Source organism: Xanthomonas sp. WHRI 7945 (assembly GCF_035026585.1).
In genome coordinates this window covers 13,660-30,426 of the sequence record NZ_JAYIQP010000020.1, presented here as the reverse complement: position 1 = coordinate 30,426, position 16,767 = coordinate 13,660, and the positions used below count along the sequence as shown (strand labels likewise).

Genomic DNA, 16,767 nt, shown 5'->3' with positions numbered 1-16,767 from the left:
CGCTGCGCAGTGACGCGCAACGCATTCTGCGCCGTGCGGGGAAGCACGGCCTCCATCGATCGATGCAGGTTCCCGCCGCCTTGGGCCACGGGGACGTGGCGTCGTGCGGCCTGGATTTTTCGTGCACGCCGACCAACCGAGAGACACGCCATGTGCCAGGTTCGCTTGCCTTCCCTCCGTCCAGCCTCTTCCTGTCGCGATCGCCGCGGGCAAGGGCGCAGCCTGTTGTGCGGCGCGATCGCCATGGCCTTGCTGGTGGCGCTACCCGCCGCGGCGCAGGACGCTGCCAAGGCGCCCGATAAGGCAACCGCTGCCGCCGATGGCGGCGACACCGCCGCCGACGCCAAGACCCTGGACAGCGTGGTCGTCACCGGCTCGCGCATCCGCCGCAACGATGCGCTGGACGGCCCGACGCCGCTGACCGTGATCGGCGCCGAGCAGATCCGCGCCGCCGGCTATACCGAGATCGCCGACGTGGTGAACCAGTTGCCGAGCCTGGCGCTGACCCAGACCAGCCAGACCGGCAACCTGGCCGGCAATCCCGGCATCAACGCGCTGGACCTGCGCGGCATGGGCACGCAACGCACGCTGGTGCTGGTCGACGGCCGCCGCCAGGTGCCGGCGATTCCCGGCACCTCGGCGGTGGACGTCAGCAACATCCCCTCCAGCCTGGTCGAACGCGTGGAGGTCATCACCGGCGGCGCCTCGGCGCTGTACGGCGCCGACGCGGTCACCGGCGTGGCCAACTTCATCCTGAAGAAGGACTTCCAGGGCGTGGACGCCAGCGCCCGCTATGGCGCGTCCAGCCGCGGCGACATGCGCAGCACCAGCATCGATGCGCTGTTCGGCCGCAACTTCGCCGACAACCGCGGCAACGTCACCGTGTACGGCTTCTACGAACGCGAGCCCGATTCGGTGTCCGGCCAGGACCGGCCGTGGACCGCGATGGGCTATCCGATGTACACGCGCAACAACCGCAACCAGCGCTACTGGATCTCCGACAACAACCGCAACATCAACAACGCCGAGGATGCGCAGCTGATCCTGGGCGGGCGCCACTATGCGATGACCGCCGACGGGCGCCTGCGCGCGCCGGTGCTGGGGCCGGGCGGCTACGTCAACGCCGCACCGCTGAGCCTGGCCAATCCGGTCGACGCGCTGGGCAGCCTGCTCACCGACGGCGGCGAGTACGGCGGCCGCTACGACTCGTGGTACCTGTCGGTGCCGTCGGACCGCTTCTCCAGCCGCGCCACGTTCAATTTCGATTTCAGCGACAGCCTGCGCCTGTTCGCCAACGTCGGCTATTCGCAGAACAGTTCGCGCTCGGCATGGCGCGCGCTGAGCGCGTTCGGCAGCGAGGCGGTGCCGGCCGACAGCCCGTTCATCACCGACGAGATGCGCGCGGCCAACGGCGGCACGATCACCGACGGCGTCTACTTCGCGCGGCACTTCGACGACGAACTGGGGCAGGGCGGCAGCGAATACCGGCGCCGGCTGTTCCAGGGCGTGGTCGGGCTGGAGGGCGACTTCAGCCTGGGCGGGCGGGCGTGGAACTACGCGGCGTACTATTCCTACGGCCGCACCCGGCAGCGCAACCGCGACATCGACACGGTGGCCTACGACCGCTACTACCTGGCGGTCGATTCCACCACCGCCGCCGACGGCAGCGCGATCTGCCGCAGTACGCTCGACGACCCGGGCAACGGCTGCGTACCGTTGAACCCGTTCAAGCGGCTGACCGCCGAGGAGATCGGCTACCTGCGCTACGACTCGGACTGGGCCACCACCACCATGACCCAGCAGGTGCTGTCGGCCTATGCCTCCGGCGGCATTTTCGACCTGCCCGGCGGCGAGGCGCAGATCGTGTTCGGCGGCGAGTACCGCAAGGAGCGCAACGACATCGGCGCGATCGCCCAGTACGACCCCGCCAACCCGGCCTACGACGCCACCCTCGGCACCACCCAGCTGCCGTTGCGCGGGCAGTACGACGTCAAGGAGCTGTACAGCGAACTGCACCTGCCGCTGCTGGCCGGCAAGCCGTTCGCCGAGCGGCTGGGCGTGGACGCGGCGGTGCGCGTGTCCGACTACAACACCGCCGGCCGCACCGTCACCAACAAGTTCGGCATCGACTGGTCGCCGATCCGCGACATCACCCTGCGCGGCACCTACGGCAAGGCGGTGCGCGCGCCCAACATCGGCGAGCTGTACACCGCCAGCAGCATCGGCGGCATGTGGATCACCGACCCGTGCAACACCTACAACCTGCGCTATCGCACCGACCGCAGCCAGTACGCCGCGGCCAACTGCGCGCAGCTCAACCCGTCCGACAAGGACACCTACTGGCTGTATCGCGACATCATCACCAAGGGCAACCTGGACCTGGGCAACGAGACCGCCAAGACCCGCACCGTCGGCGTGGTGCTGCGGCCGCGCTTCCTGGAGGATTTCTCGCTGTCGGTGGACTACTACAACATCGACCTGCGCGGCGCGATCGATTCGTTCCCGGCGCAGACCATCATCAACAAGTGCGTCGACGCGCCGACCCTGGACAACCAGTTCTGTTCCTTCGTCGGCCGCGACGCCGGCGGCAATCTGCTCGACGTGATCACGCAGAAACTGAACCTGTCGCGCTACCTGACCCGCGGCGTCGATTTCGCCGCGCAGTACCGCTACGACCTGGCTGGGCTCTGGGGCCAGAACGCCGGCGCGCTGTCGTTCGACCTGAACTACACGCGCCTGATCCGCCAGGACTACACCCTGGATCCGGACCAGCCGGAAGACGTCACCCGCTTCGCCGGCGTGTTCGGCTCGCCGCAGTGGAAGGGCGTGCTGCGCAGCACCTGGTCCAACCAGCATGCCGGCGCGACCTGGTCGCTGCGGCACATCGCCAAGATGCGCACCAGCACCCAGATCACCGACACCGACTACCAGAAAGTCTGGACCGGCAACGTGTTCTACAGCGACGTGTCCGGCTACTACCGGCTCAAGTCGGGGCTGGAACTGTTCGGCGGCATCACCAACGCGTTCGACCGCGCGCCGCCGCGGGTGCCGGGCGCGGAGGCCGGCGGCGCGAATTTCGAACTCGGCTACCACGCCGGCGTGTACGACGTGATCGGGCGGATGTACTACGGCGGGATCCGCCTGGCACTGTGACGACCGACTGCCGCCCGCGCCATTCGGCACAAATCCGCATGTCTGCGCAGCCGTGGCGACAAGACGCGATGACGTATCGATGACACAGTGGCGACAACCCGTCCTGTTGTGGCCGCGGCCGGGCCTGCCTGCCGCCGCCACGTGCAAAGGAGCAAGCGCTATGTATTGCCATGTTTTCTCGCCGCGTCCCGAGGCCGTCCAGCAGAGCGGTGCCCGATGAGTCCGGGTTCGGGTCATGTCCATTCGGCGCAGTGCGCGCACGCCGCCGCCGATGCGGCGGCGCTGGATCCGTCGCGCCGCCGCTTCCTGCAATGGAGCGCGCTGGCGATGGCCGCCGGGTTGCTGCGCTTCCCGCTGGATGCGGCCGCGTCCAGCGCCGGGCGCGTGCAGGCGTTGCCGCTGCAGCAGGTCACGCTCAAGCCCTCGCTGTTCCTGGATTCGCTGCAGACCAATCGCCGCTACCTGATGGAGCTCGAGCCGGACCGGCTGCTGCACAATTTCCTGCAGTACGCGGGGCTGCCGCCGAAGGGCGCGGTCTACGGCGGCTGGGAAGGCGACACCATCGCCGGCCACACCCTGGGCCACTACCTCAGCGCGCTGGCCAAGATGCATGCGCAGACCCGCGACGCGGAACTGCGCAAGCGCATCGACTACATCGTCGGCGAACTGGCGCGTGCGCAGGCGAAGGACGCGGACGGCTACGTCGGCGGCTTCACCCGCAAGAACGACAAGGGCGAGATCGAGGGCGGCAAGGCGGTCATGGAGGACGTGCGCCGCGGCATCATCAAGGGCAGCAAGTTCAACCTCAACGGCAGCTGGTCGCCGCTGTACACCCAGCACAAGCTGTTCGCCGGCCTGCTCGATGCGCATGCGCTGGCCGGCAACGCCCAGGCGCTGGCGGTGCTGGTGCCGATGGCCGGCTATTTCGCCGGCGTGTTCGACGCGCTCGACCATGCGCAGATGCAGACCTTGCTGGACACCGAGTTCGGCGGCCTCAACGAGTCCTACATCGAACTGGGCGCGCGCACCGGCGACGCACGCTGGATCGCGATCGGCAAGCGCCTGCGCCACGAGAAGGTGATCGACCCGGCGGCGGCCGGCCGCGACGCGCTGCCGCACATCCATGCCAATACCCAGGTGCCCAAGTTCATCGGCGAGGCGCGCCAGTTCGAGGTCGCCGGCGATGCCGATGCCGCCGCCGCGGCGCGCTTCTTCTGGGAAACCGTGACCGCGCACTACAGCTACGTGATCGGCGGCAACGCCGACCGCGAGTACTTCCAGGAACCGGACACCATCGCCGCGTTCCTGACCGAGCAGACCTGCGAGCACTGCAACAGCTACAACATGCTCAAGCTGACCCGGCACCTGTACCAGTGGACGCCGCAGGCGCGCTACTTCGACTACTACGAACGCACCCTGCACAACCACGTCATGGCCGCGCAGCATCCGGGCACGGGCATGTTCACCTATATGACGCCGATGATCAGCGGCGGCGAGCGCGGCTTCTCCGACAAGTTCGACTCGTTCTGGTGCTGCGTCGGCAGCGGCATGGAAGCGCACGCGCAGTTCGGCGATTCGATCTACTGGCAGGACGCTTCCGCGCTGTACGTCAACCTGTACATCCCTTCCACCCTGGACTGGCCCGAGCGCGACCTGGCGCTGGAACTGGACAGCGGCGTGCCGGACAACGGCAAGGTGCGGCTGCAGCTGCGCCGCGCCGGCGCGCGCACGCCGCGGCGCCTGCTGCTGCGGCTGCCGGCCTGGTGCCAGGGCCGCTATACCGTGCGTCTCAACGGCAAGGCCCAGCGCGCTACGCTCGCCGACGGCTATCTGGCGCTGGAGCGCGACTGGCGCAGCGGCGACGTGATCGAACTGGACCTGGCCACGCCGCTGCGCCTGGAGCACGCCGCCGGCGATGCCGACACGGTGGTGGTGATGCGCGGCCCGCTGGCGCTGGCGGCCGACCTCGGCCCGGTCGCCGAACCCTACGATGCGCCGGACCCGGCGCTGGTGGCGACCGCGGACCCGCTGGCCGGCTTCGCCGAACTGCCGCAGTCCGGGCATTTCCTGGCCAGCAGCACGCAGCCGCAGGGGCTGACCTTCGTGCCGTTCTATGCGCAGTACGAACGCCGCAGCGCGCTGTACTTCAAGCGCATGGCACCGACGCAGTGGGCGCAGGAGGCGGCGCGGCGCACCCGCCAGCAGGCCGAGCGCGCGGCGCTGCAGGCCAGTGCGGTGGACATGATCCAGTTCGGCGACGAGGCCTCCGAGCAGGCGCACAAGCTGCGCAGCGACACCTCCTTCGGCGGCGCCTACCGCCGCCAGCAATGCCGCGACGTGCGCGGCAAGGGCTTCGTCGAATTCCAGATGCGCGGCAGCGCGCAGCCGCTGGCGTTGCGCCTGCGCTTCTGGGGCAGCGACAAGGGCCGCTTCAACATCCTGGTCAACGGCAAGCTGGCGGTGGAGGTGCAGGTGGAGCGCGGGCAGGTGATCGACTTCGTCGACCGCGACTATCCGCTGCCGCCGGCGCTGACCCGCGATGCGGCGCAGCTGACGCTGCGCATCGAGCCGCAGCACGGCGACACCGCCGGGCCGTTGTTCGGCGGCTGGTTGATCCCGGCCGCAAGCGCATGACCGCGGCCGCAGCGCACGCGCGCGGCGCTGGCCTGGCTCCCCGCCAGGAACCGGCGATGGCCGCGCGCTCCGCTTCCTCCGCTCGCCGCTGGCTGTGGCACGGCCTGCTCGCACTCGCCGCCGTCGGCAGCGGCGGCTGCGCACATGCGCCGTCCCAGGCCGCGGCCTCGCATTCGGCGAGCCCGCTGCAGGGCGTCTGGGTGATCGACCAGGGCCCATCGTTCCCCGGCCCGCGCTACCTGCGCATCGCCGAGCGCGATGGCCAACCGCACGGCAGCATCACCACCGACTGGTACGGCGACGTGCCGATGCAGCAGTTGCGCATCGACGGCGGCGTGGCCCATTTCCAGATCGACAACGGCAATCCGCGGCTGCCGGCGCAGCCGTGGACCGCGACCCTGGAGGACGGCCGACTGCACGTGGCCGGCCGCATCTGGGACGAGCAGGTCGACGTGCGCGCGCGCCGCGGCAGCGAGGCCGATGCAACGCGGCTGGCGTTTCCCGTCGCCCCGCTGCCGGACTACGCGGCGTTGCCGAGCGACGGCCTGGCGCGGACTCCGCCGCTGGGCTGGAGCAGCTGGAACCGGTTCGCCGAACATATCGACGACGCGATCGTGCGCCAGATCGCCGACGCGATGGTCGCGTCCGGCCTGCGCGACGCCGGCTACGTGTACGTCAACATCGACGACGGCTGGCAGGGCGAGCGCGACCGCGACGGCGTGCTGCAGCCGAACGCGCGCTTCCCCGACATGCGCGCACTGGCCGACTACGTGCACGGCAAAGGCCTCAAGCTCGGCCTGTACAGTTCGCCCGGGCCGAAGACCTGCGCCGGCTATGCCGGCAGCTACGGCCACGTCGAACAGGACGCACGCACCTGGGCCGGCTGGGGCATCGACTACGTCAAGTACGACTTGTGCTCGGGCGAAGGCATCTTCCGCGATCCGCAGCAGGTGCGCCGCGCCTACCTGCAGATGGGCCAGGCGCTGCGCGCGACCGGACGGCCGATCGTCTACAGCCTGTGCCAGTACGGACGCGACCACGTCGGCCAGTGGGGGCGCGAGGTCGGCGGCCATCTGTGGCGGACCACCGGCGACATCGAGGACAGCTACGCGAAGATGGCCTCGATCGGCTTCGACCGCAACGGCGATCCCGCCGACGCGGGGCCGGGCGGCTGGAACGATCCGGACATGCTCGAGGTCGGCAACGGCGGCATGAGCGTGGACGAGTACCGCACGCACATGGCGTTGTGGGCGCTGTCGGCGGCGCCGCTGCTGCTGGGCAATGACCTGCGGCAGATGACGCCGGCGACGCTGGCGATCCTGCGCAACCGCGAGGTGCTGGCGATCGACCAGGATGCGCTGGGCGTGCAGGGCAGGGTGGTGCGCAAGGTCGGCGCGATCGAGATCTGGCGCAAGCCGCTGGCCGACGGCGGCGTCGCGCTGGGCGTATTCAACCGCGATACGCAGCCGCAGCGGGTGACGTTGACGGCCGACGACGCCGGCACCGCGTTGCACGGACGCCGTTGGCGCGATCTGTGGCGCGGCCGCTCGCAGGCGGCCGAGCGACTGCGCAGCGTGCAGGTCGCCGCGCATGGCGTGGTGTTGCTGCGGTTGTCGCCGCCGCCGGCCGCACGCGCGCACTGAGCGCACTGAGCGCACGAACGGCGGCGCGCGTGGCGGCGCGTGGCGCCCGCCGCGCGTGAGACCACGCTTGCGCTTCGATCGCCATCTGGTCCGATGCCGAAAGTCCGCCGCGCGCATCGCAACGCTGCAGGGTGATTGGCGCTATGCCGAGTTGCATCAAGCAAAGCCCTGCCGCGCACAACCATCATGTCGCGTGCGCAGCAGCCTGCATGCGCGGCGGGCAAGCAATCGACGCGCCGGATGGCCACGACCATGCATTATTCCGCATGCAGAGCCGCTAATTGCGACAAGACGCAGGCCCCACTTCCGGGCACATTGTGACCACGTCGTTAAATCGTGATGACCTAGCTGTTTCTTCGGCCGACACGCTGGCGTGCGGGACAGGATCCGCCGCTGCCGTCCGCCTCCATCTGCAATACCGGGGATCCGCGCGCACCGCATTGCGCGAAGGACATCGAGCATCCCCGCCGTTGCGCCCGGTCTTGCATAGGTCGGGCGCGGGAAACGCAGTGCTGGCGACGCTGGTGAAGCGTCGCGCTCGTTGCATCAACCGTCCGCTGGCGCAGAGCCGGCGCGGATCCGTTCGGCCATTCGTTTCGTCCATGCCCCGTGTCGCCATCGCTCAGGAGATTCCCATGTCGTTTCCGCACGCAAACCCTTCCTTGCATCGCAACGCACCGGTGCCGCAGCCGCTGGCGCTGGCGGTGATCGCCGCGCTGTCGCTGGGCGCGTCGTGGTCGGCGCTGGCGCAAGAGGCGGACGCGGACGGCGGCAAGACCCAGACCCTGGACAGCATCGTGGTCACCGGCTCGCGCCTGCGCCGCGTCGACACCGAAACCGCCAATCCGGTGGTGACCATCAGCCGCGCGCAGATCGAGGCCACCGGCAAGGCCACGCTCGGCGATCTGGTGCAGGAACTGCCCTCGATCGCCGGCAACGCGACCAATCCCAATACCAACAACGGCGGCGGTACCGGCGCCTCGACCATCTCGCTGCGCGGCCTCGGCGACAAGCGCACACTGATCCTGGTCAACGGCACGCGCCTGGCCAGCAACGACGTCAACGCGATCCCGGCGACGATGATCGAGCGGGTGGAAGTGCTCAGCGACGGCGCCTCGGCGGTGTACGGCTCCGACGCGATCGGTGGCGTGGTCAACTTCATCCTGCGCAAGAGCTTCGACGGCATCGAGGCCAGCACCGATTTCGGCACCAGCTCGCGCAGCGACGGCAACCGCCGCAACTTCTCGCTGACCGCCGGCAAGACCTGGGACCGCGGCAGCGTGATCGCCGGCGTCTCCTATCACGACATCGATCCGGTCTCGGCCGGCGCGCGCGGCTACTCCAAGGATGCGCTGTCGCTGATCGGCGGCGTGCCGGTCAAGCAGGGTTCCTCGGCCACGCCGACCGGCAGCATCAGCTTCAACGACGGCTCGGCCCAGGCCAGGGCGCTGGCGGCCAGCAATGGCTGCTCGCGCGTCACCTTCAACGGTGGCGGCAGCAGCCCGACCAACCCCAGCCAGTACCACTGCTACGTCGCCTCCACCGATTCCTACAACTACCAGCCGTACAACCTGCTGCAGACCCCGCAGGAGCGCACCAACGCCTTCGTGATCGGCAGCTTCCGCTTCAACGATCACCTGGAAGGTTACGTCAACAGCTACTTCAGCAAGACCAGCTCGGCCTCGATCATCGCGCCGATCCCGATCTTCTCCAACGGCGACAACTTCCTGGTGTCCTCGGCCAGCTACTACAACCCGTTCGGGCTGAACTTCGGCACCGACCGCAGCGCCGGCCAGTCGTACAACGACTTCAACAGCCGCGCCACCGTGCTCGGCAATCGCCGCTACGAGTACAACACTTACAATTTCCAGATCAATCCGGGCCTGCGCGGCAGCTTCGGCGACAGCTCGTGGCAGTGGGACGCCAGCATCAACTACGGCAAGGTCAAGCAGAAATCGATCAACAACGGGTTCCTCGACTACGCCGGATTCAACGCCGCGGTCGGTCCCTCGTTCCTGGACAGCGACGGCACGGTCAAGTGCGGCAGCGCCGGCGCGGCGATCGCCGGCTGTACCCCGATCGACATCTTCAACCTCAACAGCCCCAACAACCTGGCCGCGCTGCAGGCATTGGTGGTCAACCCGATCGTCACCAGCGTGTACCGGGTCAAGCAGTTCGAGGCCAACGCCAACGGCAACCTGTTCGAGCTGCCGGCCGGCACCGTGAGCCTGGCCGCCGGCGTGTCCTACCGCAAGGAGAGCACCTCCACCGCCGCCGACGCGCTGTGGACCGGCGATGAGAACGGCCTGTGCGGCGTGATCGAATACTGCGCCACCGTGCTCGGCGGCAGTTTCAGCGTCAAGGAGGCCTATGCCGAAGCGCTGTTCCCGCTGCTGTCGGAACTGCCGCTGGTGCATTCGCTGAACCTGACCGTGGGCAGCCGCTTCTCCGACTACGACTCGGTCGGCAGCAAGACCAACAGCAAGGTCGCGCTGGAATGGCGCCCGATCGAGAACCTGCTGTTGCGCGGCACCGTCTCGCAGGTGTTCCGCGCGCCCAACATCAACGAACTGTATTCCGGCGTGGTCGGCGATTCGGCCACGGTCAACGATCCCTGCAACGGCTACACCGGCGGCCACGAGGGCGCCTGCGCCAACGTGCCCACCGACGGCAGCTACCAGCAGGCGGACAACCAGATCGGGGCCAAGGCCTCCGGTGCGGTGGTGGCCGGCTACCAGCTCAAGCCGGAGACCGGCAAGTCCTACGATTTCGGCGTGGTCTACGATCCGGGTTGGCTGGACGGGCTGTCGATCAGCGCCGACGTATGGCGCATCGATCTCAACGACACCATCACCACCGTGTCGGCGCAGACCGTGTTCAACCAGTGCTACGCCAACTCGGGCAGCGCGTTCTGCGCGCTGATCCACCGCAACGACAACGGCACCATCAACTACGTCGCCGAGCCCACGGTCAACCTCGGCAAGCTGTGGGCGCGCGGCGCCGACTTCAGCCTCAACTACCGCCTGCCGGACACCGCCTGGGGCAGCTTCAACGCCGGCCTCAACGGCACCTACACCATCCGCTACGACGTCAACCCGGACAGCACCGACCCCAACACCGTCACCATCCACAACGCCGGCAAGTACACCCAGGCCTACGGCAACTTCCCGCGCTGGCGCGCGCTCGGCACCCTGGGCTGGAATCTCGGCAACTGGAGCGCCAACTACCGCATGCGCTACATCGGAGCCACCGAGATCGGCAGCGCCGACGCGCGGCAGAACCTGTCGGCCGACGTCGGCGAGCCCGGCGTGGTGCGCGGCATCGGCGCCTACGTCTATCACAGCGCACAAGTGGGTTACCAGTTCGCGCAGTGGCGCACCCGCGTCGAACTCGGCGTGGACAACCTCACCGACAAGCAGCCGCCGCTGTACTACGCCAACAACGTCGGCAACGCCAACACCGACGTCGCCACCTACGACCTGCTCGGCCGCTACTACTGGGCGCGGGCGACGGTGAAGTTCTAGGCCTGCTGTCGTCCAGTCCGAACCAGGACGTGCGGACGCCGTTCCCGGTCGGCGTCTGCACGCGGGCTTCGATGTCGTAGTGCGCGATCCTGGCGGCAGCCCGTACATGGCTGCCGCCGGGGCGGACAGATCCTGGGGTGCTGTGGAACGATCGCCAAGGCGTGGCGATCAGCGCCCATGACGCCGGCCTACTGCGCGACTGTGACGGCGCCGATGACTGATACGGCGAGTACCAGACTGCCGGTAAATCGGCGACCGCAGGAATCCGGCACTTCCCTCGATGCGTGTTATGTCCGGTTGCCGTCGACGCTGGACGGCTAGGCTTTCGGATCGATTGGTGCGGCGCCTTGTTTCCTGCGCAGCCGTGACGTCGGGCGCACTTGGCGCTCGTGCCGCACAGCCGCGCCGCGCCGGCTTACTCCAGCAACTTCAGCAGGTCCCGGTGCAGGTCGTGCGGAATCCGCACACCTTCGCGGATGCTGCGCTCGCGTGCCTTATAGCGGCGTTGCGATGGCAGCCGCGCACCGGTGTCCTGGTAGGCGGCGAAGAACGCCTCGGCGCGTGCCATGTGCGTCGCCCACTCCGCGCCAAGGAACCGCACCGGGTCCAAGGCGATGATCAATTCGCCGTGGTACGGGGAAGCGCCGGCGCCGGCGTCATGCGCCAGCGATTCGGCGCTGGTGAGGTCGCCGATCAGCGGCCCGGCGATCAGTTCGATCATGGCGGAAAGCGCCGACCCCTTGTGTCCGCCGAAGGTCAGCATCGCGCCACCGCCGCCGGCGACCACGTTCGGATCGGTGGTCGGCCTGCCGGCGGCGTCCACCCCCCAGCCTTCGGGAATCGGCAGACCGGCGCGGCGGTGCAGTTCGATCTCGCCGCGCGCCACCGCGCTGGTGGCGAAATCGAACACGAAGGGAAGCGCGTCCCCGCGTGGCCAGCCGAACGCGAGCGGATTGGTTCCCAGTAGGGGTGTATGACCGCCGGCCGGCGTGACCCAGGCATGGCTGGGATTGCAGATCAGCGCGACCAGCCCGGCCTTGGTGATGCGTTCGACTTCCGGCCATAGCGCGGAGAAATGCACGCAATGGTTGATCGCCAGCGCCGCCAGCCCGTTGCCGCGCGCCTTTTCGATCAGCGACGGCAGACCGCGCTCGAATGCCAACAGCGAAAAGCCGCCGCGTGCATCGACGCGGACGATCCCGGGTGCCTGATCGCGCACGACCGGCTCGGCATCGCCCACGACCTTGCCATTGCGCAGCGTCGCCACGCATCCCAGGGTGCGGTAGAGCCCATGCGACGCGCAGCCGTCGCGTTCGCCCGCGACGATCGTGGCGGTGAGGGTCTGCACATGCGCAGGGCCGAAGCCGGCATGGCGCAGGATGCGATCGACCAACGCGGTGGCTTGGTCCAAGGATAGTGCGACGGTATCGCTTGCGTTCATCGAAAAAAGCGCGGAAGGGAGGAGCCGGGATTCTCACTCACGTCGCGCTTTGTGAAAACCTCGGGCTGCCAGCCGGCACCGAGCGGCTTGACCTGCGGGCCAGTTACGTCGCGCCACACAACGCCGCACACTGGATGACGTTGTAATGAATCGGCTGTACGCGAATTGCATAGCGACAAGCTGAAGGCGTCGAACTTTCAAGACGAAGCCGCTCATCGGTCGCTTGAAAATTTTCTTGACAGCCATCCCTGAATTAGTCAAATAATTCGATGAGGCCGGGATCCGGCCGACAGGGGATTCTCCGTTCGATCGATTGCCTCGCGCCTTGGCGCGATAGGTTTGCATTGCGTTTTTCTGCGATTTTCGTTATCGCGATCCTCGCCGCTGGGAGCTCGCGGTCATTCAGGGAATTCGGCCCGCAACGGGCTGAAAAGGAAGAGGTAAACGATGGTCGGGATACGGCTGGTGATCGGCATGTGCTGCTGTGCCTGTGTGCGCGTGCGGATGCGGCGAATGAGTTGGCGCCCTACGAGGAGTACGAAAAGAAGATCAAGGCCGCGCAGGTCGTCGGTCCGCTGAAGGACGACATCTTATCCTGGTCATCCCGTGGAGTGAAATCATGAAAAATATTTTCTTATTGGTTGTCGTATTTTTTCAGGTTTTGTGCGCAGCATCTACATTGGAAAGCAATGGGGGTCAAGCTTTTGAAGTCGGTCTGCATAGAGGCCCTGCCGGAGATTGGCCAAAAGAAAGTTGCGTCGAAGCTTCTCTGGAAAATAAAAAATTTTCGATTAAAAATAGCTCTAAAAATTATGTTCTTGACAGGTTAATAGCTAAAAAATTAACGGAAATGCTGGGGGAGGGTGTATTGCCAAGTAATCCGCCATTGCTTCGGGTATTTGTCCATTACCCTGGTTTTGGGAGCTCGGTTTTCATGGCTGGAGACCTCTCTGTATGTAAAAAGTAAGCACTGGTGGGGCTTGTATATGGAGAAACTTCGTTCAGTTGTTGATTGCACGGGAAGACGCTGATGATGGTCGCCCACGGCCTGCTCGCAGCAGCGAGCGCCTAGCGTAATTGCACACGAAGCCGGCAAGGCGCCGGCTTCGTTCGTATACACGGGTGGATGCCAAGGCTTACGCCGACAACTCCAACAACAGCTTGTTGAGCCGCCGCACATACGCCGCCGGATCCTTCAGGCTGTCGCCGGCGGCCAGCGCAGCCTGGTCGAACAGCACCCGCGCCAAATCGCCGAAGCGCTCGCCGTCGGCTTCCGCGTCCAGCTTCTCGATCAGCGGGTGCGCCGGGTTGAACTCGAACACCGGCTTGCTCTCCGGCAGTTTCTGTCCGCTGGCTTCCAGGATCTGCCGCATCTGCAGGCCCAGGTCGCCCTGGCCGATGGCCAGGATCGCCGGTGAGTCGGTCAGGCGGTGCGACACGCGCACTTCCGACACGTCCTCGCCCAGCGCCTGCTGGATGCGCTCGACCAGGCCCTGCTTGGCCTTGGCCGCTTCTTCCATGGCCTGCTTCTCTTCCTCGCTGTCGAGCTTGCCCAGGTCCAAGTCGCCGCGGGCGACGTCGACGAAGGACTTGCCGTCGAACTCGGTGAGGTAGCTCATCAGCCACTCGTCGATGCGGTCGGTGAGCAGCAGCACTTCGATGCCCTTCTTGCGGAACACTTCCAGGTGCGGGCTGTCCTTGATCTGCGCGTAGCTCTCGCCGGTCAGGTAGTACAGCTTGTCCTGGCCGTCCTTCATCCGCGCCACGTAGTCGGCCAGCGCCACGCTCTGCTCGGCGTCGCCGCTGTGGGTGGAGGCGAAGCGCAGCAGGCCGGCGACCTTCTCGCGGTTGCCGAAATCCTCGGCCGGGCCTTCCTTCAGCACCTGGCCGAAGTTCTTCCACACGCTCTTGTAGCGCTCGGGTTCGTCCTTGGCCAGTTTCTCCAGCATGTCCAGCGCGCGCTTGCTCAGCGCCGACTTCATCGAGTCGATCACCGGGCCGGACTGCAGGATCTCGCGCGATACGTTCAGCGGCAGGTCGCTGGAATCGACGATGCCCTTGACGAAGCGCAGGTACAGCGGCAGGAACTGCTCAGCCTGGTCCATGATGAAGACGCGCTGCACGTACAGCTTGAGCCCGCGCGAGGCGTCGCGCTGGTACAGGTCGAACGGCGCGCGGCCGGGCACGTACAGCAAGGAGGTGTAGTCGAGCTTGCCCTCGACCTTGTTGTGGCTCCACGCTACCGGGTCCTCGTGGTCGTGCGCGATGTGCTTGTACAGCTCCTTGTATTCCTCGTCCTTGATCTCGGTGCGCGGCCGCGTCCACAGCGCGCTGGCGCGGTTGACGGTCTCCCATTCGGGAGCTTCCGGCTTGTCCTTGTCCTCGCCGATGTGTTCCTTCGGCAGTTCGATCGGCAGGGCGATGTGGTCGGAATACTTGCGCACGATGCCGCGCAGCTTCCAGCCGTCCGCGAAGCTATCTTCGCCGTCCTTCAGCTGCAGCACGATGCGGGTGCCGCGCTCGGGCTTGTCGATGGTGGCGACCTCGAACTCGCCTTCGCCGCGCGAGGACCAGTGCACGCCCTCGCTGGCCGGCAACCCGGCGCGGCGGCTGTACACGTCGACCTGGTCGGCGACGATGAAGGCGCTGTAGAAGCCCACGCCGAACTGGCCGATCAAGTGCGAGTCCTTCTTCTGGTCGCCGGACAGGTGCTTGAGGAAGTCGGAAGTGCCGGACTTGGCGATGGTGCCCAGGTGCGAGACGATCTCCTCGCGGCTCATGCCGATGCCGTTGTCGTCGATGGTGACGGTGCCGGCGTCCTTGTCGAAGCCGATGCGGATGCGCAACTGCGCGTCGCCGTCCAGCAGCTCGGGCTTGACCAGCGCCTCGAAGCGCAGCTTGTCGGCCGCGTCGGAGGCATTGGAGATCAGCTCGCGCAGGAAGATCTCCTTGTTGGAATACAGGGAGTGGATCATCAGCTGCAACAGCTGCTTGACCTCGGTCTGAAAGCCCAGGGTTTCTTTTTGGGTTTCCACGCTCATCGGTGCTTGCTCCATGGTGATGGCTGGCCGCGCGGAGGAGGGCGCGACTCTGCCAGCGGACATGGTGGCGGCCGGGCCCGGCTTCAAGCGCGAGCGGTGGCCGCGGCGCTGGTCTATCATCCGGGCCCCGTTCCGTGCCGCCGCCGTCGATGCCGAGCCCGCGCCCGTTTCCCTTCCAGTCCCGGCCAGTGCGAGGCGGCCGATGAGCCGCGCCGGCGTGGGCCAGGTGCGCATCATCGGCGGGCGCTGGCGCAATACCCGGCTGCCGGTGCCGGACCTGCCGGGCCTGCGCCCGAGTTCCGACCGGGTCCGCGAGACCCTGTTCAACTGGCTGCTGCCGGCGCTGCCCGGCGCGCGCGTGCTGGACCTGTTCGCCGGCAGCGGCGCGCTCGGTCTGGAGGCGGTGTCGCGCGGCGCGGCCTCGGCCTGCCTGGTCGAGCGCGATCCGGCGCTGGCCGCGCAGCTGCGCGCCACGGTCGCCAAGCTGCAGGCGCAGGACCAGGTGCAGGTAGTGCAGGACGACGCGCTGCGCTGGCTGGCCGCGCCGGGCGCCGAGGCCCCGGCCGACATCGCCTTCGTCGACCCGCCGTTCGCCGCCGGGCTGTGGGACGCGGTGCTGCAGCGGCTGCCGGCGCGGCTGGCCGCTGATGCCTGGCTGTACCTGGAATCGCCGGCCGGGCACGCGCCAGCGCTGCCGGCGCAGTGGGCGCTGTACCGCGAGGGTGGCAGCCGCGAGGTCCGCGCTGCCCTGTACCGGCGCACCGCTGCTACACTTCCCGGCGACCTTCACGCGGTATCCAACGCATGACCGTGGCCCACAGCCGCATCGCCGTCTACCCCGGGACCTTCGATCCGATCACCAACGGGCACATCGACCTGGTCAACCGGGCCGCGCCGCTGTTCGAACAGGTGGTGGTGGGTGTGGCGCAGAGCCCATCCAAGGGACCGACGCTGCCGCTGGAGCTGCGCGTGAACCTGGCCCGCGAGGCGCTGGCCGGGCACCGCAACGTCGAGGTGATCGGCTTCGATACGCTGCTGGCGCATTTCGTGCGCTCGGTCGGCGGCGGGGTGCTGCTGCGCGGCCTGCGCGCGGTGTCGGATTTCGAATACGAGTTCCAGATGGCGAGCATGAACCGGCATCTGATCCCGGAGGTGGAGACGCTGTTCCTCACCCCGGCCGAGCAACACAGTTTCATTTCGTCGTCGCTGGTGCGCGAGATCGCGCGGCTGGGCGGGGACGTGTCCGGCTTCGTGCCGCCGTCGGTGGTGCAGGCGCTGGTCCAGGCCCGCCAGGCCGCGGCGCAGCGCTGAGCCGTCCGCCATTCACAGAC

Annotated in this window: 10 protein-coding genes; 8 read left to right on the top strand and 2 right to left on the bottom strand. The window is 67.5% G+C overall.

Annotation, left to right across the window (positions count from 1 at the left end; genetic code table 11):
- The first annotated feature begins 243 nt into the window (after positions 1 to 243).
- The 4 genes from VDQ83_RS15300 to VDQ83_RS15285 all read left to right on the top strand — a co-directional run bounded on the left by VDQ83_RS15300 (position 244) and on the right by VDQ83_RS15285 (position 10,954).
- Positions 244 to 3,153, top strand: coding sequence for a TonB-dependent receptor plug domain-containing protein (locus tag VDQ83_RS15300; protein WP_455435591.1), 2,910 nt, complete (start codon positions 244 to 246; stop codon positions 3,151 to 3,153).
- Positions 3,154 to 3,369: 216 nt separating this feature from the next.
- Positions 3,370 to 5,787, top strand: a complete 2,418-nt coding sequence (locus tag VDQ83_RS15295) for a beta-L-arabinofuranosidase domain-containing protein (RefSeq protein WP_455435590.1) — start codon at positions 3,370 to 3,372, stop codon at positions 5,785 to 5,787.
- Positions 5,788 to 5,843: 56 nt separating this feature from the next.
- Positions 5,844 to 7,430 (top strand): glycoside hydrolase family 27 protein, encoded by a 1,587-nt coding sequence (locus VDQ83_RS15290; protein ID WP_455435589.1) that lies wholly within the window; start codon positions 5,844 to 5,846, stop codon positions 7,428 to 7,430.
- A gap of 635 nt (positions 7,431 to 8,065) precedes the next feature.
- Positions 8,066 to 10,954 (top strand): TonB-dependent receptor, encoded by a 2,889-nt coding sequence (locus VDQ83_RS15285; RefSeq protein WP_455435588.1) that lies wholly within the window; start codon positions 8,066 to 8,068, stop codon positions 10,952 to 10,954.
- Positions 10,955 to 11,369: 415 nt separating this feature from the next.
- Here the strand turns inward: VDQ83_RS15285 and VDQ83_RS15280 are convergent, their stop codons facing one another.
- Entirely contained in the window at positions 11,370 to 12,395 is a 1,026-nt protein-coding gene (locus tag VDQ83_RS15280) for an Ldh family oxidoreductase (RefSeq protein WP_455435587.1), read from the bottom strand.
- A gap of 344 nt (positions 12,396 to 12,739) precedes the next feature.
- On the opposite strand from VDQ83_RS15280, the gene VDQ83_RS15275 reads away from it, so the two are divergent.
- Together VDQ83_RS15275 and VDQ83_RS15270 are read left to right on the top strand one after the other, a co-directional pair.
- Positions 12,740 to 13,018, top strand: coding sequence for a hypothetical protein (locus VDQ83_RS15275; protein WP_455435586.1), 279 nt, complete (start codon positions 12,740 to 12,742; stop codon positions 13,016 to 13,018).
- The gene (locus VDQ83_RS15270) at positions 13,015 to 13,362 is read left to right on the top strand and encodes a hypothetical protein (RefSeq protein ID WP_455435585.1); all 348 of its coding nucleotides are present in this window, start codon (positions 13,015 to 13,017) and stop codon (positions 13,360 to 13,362) included. The genes VDQ83_RS15275 and VDQ83_RS15270 overlap by 4 nt, the downstream gene beginning before the upstream one ends.
- Before the next feature lie 169 nt (positions 13,363 to 13,531).
- Here the strand turns inward: VDQ83_RS15270 and htpG are convergent, their stop codons facing one another.
- Entirely contained in the window at positions 13,532 to 15,436 is a 1,905-nt protein-coding gene (htpG, locus tag VDQ83_RS15265) for a molecular chaperone HtpG (protein WP_455435584.1), read from the bottom strand.
- 202 nt (positions 15,437 to 15,638) lie between these two features.
- Here htpG and rsmD point away from each other — a divergent pair, with 202 nt between their 5' ends.
- Together rsmD and coaD are read left to right on the top strand one after the other, a co-directional pair.
- Positions 15,639 to 16,244, top strand: coding sequence for a 16S rRNA (guanine(966)-N(2))-methyltransferase RsmD (gene rsmD, locus VDQ83_RS15260; RefSeq protein WP_455435583.1), 606 nt, complete (start codon positions 15,639 to 15,641; stop codon positions 16,242 to 16,244).
- On the top strand, positions 16,241 to 16,747 hold the full coding sequence (coaD, locus tag VDQ83_RS15255) for a pantetheine-phosphate adenylyltransferase (protein ID WP_184411109.1): 507 nt from the start codon (positions 16,241 to 16,243) through the stop codon (positions 16,745 to 16,747). The genes rsmD and coaD overlap by 4 nt, the downstream gene beginning before the upstream one ends.
- Positions 16,748 to 16,767: the final 20 nt, after the last annotated feature.